This is a genomic window from Candidatus Magnetobacterium casense, from assembly GCF_019173545.1.
GTDB classification, from domain to species: Bacteria; Nitrospirota; Thermodesulfovibrionia; order Thermodesulfovibrionales; family Magnetobacteriaceae; genus Magnetobacterium; species Magnetobacterium cryptolimnobacter.
The window spans coordinates 1-2,190 of sequence record NZ_JABXWD010000502.1; the positions used below are offsets into that span (position 1 = coordinate 1).

Sequence of the window (2,190 nt, forward strand, 5' to 3'; positions counted from 1 at the left end):
CTAAAAAAATAGAGAACCATATTGGAGCAGTATGGTATTTTATCCATCACTATAATGCGTCTCTGGTTAGTGCATGACATCATTTCACTGCCTTTGCAGGACTACCAAATTCTCAAATGCGATTGCCCTGTGCCTTGAGGTTGCAATAATGTAAGGATACTGTTAAAATAGGTCATGTGTAAAGCCATCGTCAGAGAGTCCTCATATGAGAGCAAGCGCCTCATCAGAGACGTCAGCGATATGCTTGCCATCCTGGATACCGGCATTATAAGCCCCGGCAAGGTAGTCCTCATCAAGCCCAATCTCCTGCGGGCAGCCACCGTGCAACAGGCGATAACGACCCATCCGCTGATTGTGCGTGCGGTCGTTGAGTACGTCCTTCAAAAGCGTGCCCGCCCCCTTGTGATGGACAGCCCCGGTGTCGGGAACTTTAATCGCATAATCAGGCAAACCGGCCTTGCTGATGCCCTCAGTGGCCTGGATGTTACAATTGCCGAGTTTACAGACAGCGTCAGGGTCAACTCCACACCCAAGGGCAGGGCCGTTGACGCTATGCCCATAAAGGTCACGGAACTCGCCCGTGAGGCCCTTGAGGCAGACTGTATCATAAACCTGCCAAAGCTAAAGACCCATGTGCAGATGGGCATGACCCTTGCGGTTAAAAACCTCTTTGGCTGTGTCGTAGGTCTGAGAAAACCACAGTGGCACTTAACGACAGGACAACGCGTTGACCAGTTTGCACAGCTCCTGCTCTCTATATACGTGATGTTGAGGCCCTCCATAAATATACTCGATGGCATACTGGCCATGGAGGGCGATGGCCCCGGTACGGGTGGAAGACCACGACAGTTGGGTGTGCTGATGGGTTCACCTGACGCATTGGCCATTGATGCCACCGTGTGTCAGATGCTCGGGGTGACGACGGATTGGTTGTCCACAAATAAGGTCGCCAGAGATCTGGGGATGCTGAAAGACGTCACCATCGACGGCACTCTCACAAAGGTCAGGGACTTTGTCATGCCCGGCACGACCACCTCCCTGGTGTTTGGTCCCTCGCTGACCAGAAATGTGGTCAGACAAAACCTCACCTCAAGACCGGCCAGTAGCAAGAAGCTCTGTAAGCTCTGCAACGAGTGTGTCAACATCTGTCCGGCAAAGGCCATCACAAACGACGGCAAATCACTGCACTTTGACTACGAAAAATGTATCCGCTGTTACTGTTGCAGCGAGGCCTGTCCTCATGGCGCCATTGAGGTGCAGAGGCCTCTGTTGAGCAGGCTGTTGTCACGTCTGACCAAGTCTAAGGGGTAGAGTGTTTTGAACGCATACAATACAAAAAAAGAAAGGGGCGGCTCCGCCCCCCTTTAGAACCCCCTGCAAGGGGTCACGGACCCCTTGACCCCGTAAAAATACCATGTATTTCGTTGTTAATCAAAGCTAAATCTGCGATAACCTTAAACGTTCGTCCTTATTTACTGAAGGCTTCGATGTCAAGCAGGGGACACTCTATAATATCGCTGCTGCCATAGCATAGGGGCTTGGGTTTACAGTAGAGCTTGCCCGTCCTTACGAGCAGGGCATGGTACTCGTTGTAGAGTGCAACATTGGCGGGCAGGGAGTCATAGAACAAACGCTGAAACTCATCATAGGTGCACTTGAAGTCCAACACACCGTGTCGGGACAGCACCCGCTTCGTGTAGGCGTCAATGACAAACACTGGTCTGTCAAGAGCGTAGAGCAGGATGGAGTCAGCCGTCTCCGGCCCAATCCCGTGTATGTCCAACAACTGCTGCCGTAACGTTGGGGTGTCAACAGGGCGCATGTTTTCAATATCACCGCCATAGGCGTCTTCCAAAAACCTGACAAAGGCCATGACCCTCCGAGTCTTTACGTTAAAGAATCCCGACGGTCGCAGTAACTCTGCCAGTTGCCCCGGCGGTGTCTCATACACCCTGCGGGATGTAAGACAGTCGGCCTCCCTGAGATTGTTGATGGCCTTGCGGACGTTTTCCCAGTTCGTGTTCTGCGTTAGGATCGCCCCAAGCGCTATCTCAAAGGGCGTCTGCCCCGGCCACCAGTGCTGTGCCCCAAAGGCGTCATACAGCTTGTCGTAGATACCTGTCAATACAGACATACAAGACATAATCGCATAAATAAAAAATCCTGTCAATAGCATATAGCGCATTTGGG

At 52.0% G+C, this 2,190-nt stretch carries 2 protein-coding genes and 1 pseudogene; 2 read left to right on the forward strand and 1 reads right to left on the reverse strand.

The window, feature by feature from the left end:
- Both HWQ67_RS20700 and HWQ67_RS16895 read left to right on the forward strand, forming a co-directional pair.
- Window positions 1-77: pseudogene (locus HWQ67_RS20700) on the forward strand (IS1 family transposase); the annotation flags it as partial.
- Window positions 78-174: 97 nt separating this feature from the next.
- Window positions 175-1,311, forward strand: coding sequence for a DUF362 domain-containing protein (locus HWQ67_RS16895; protein ID WP_218253858.1), 1,137 nt, complete (start codon window positions 175-177; stop codon window positions 1,309-1,311).
- Between the two features lie 157 nt (window positions 1,312-1,468).
- Here the strand turns inward: HWQ67_RS16895 and HWQ67_RS16900 are convergent, their stop codons facing one another.
- The gene (locus HWQ67_RS16900) at window positions 1,469-2,134 is read right to left on the reverse strand and encodes an endonuclease III domain-containing protein (RefSeq protein WP_218253859.1); all 666 of its coding nucleotides are present in this window, start codon (window positions 2,132-2,134) and stop codon (window positions 1,469-1,471) included.
- Window positions 2,135-2,190 lie beyond the last annotated feature (56 nt).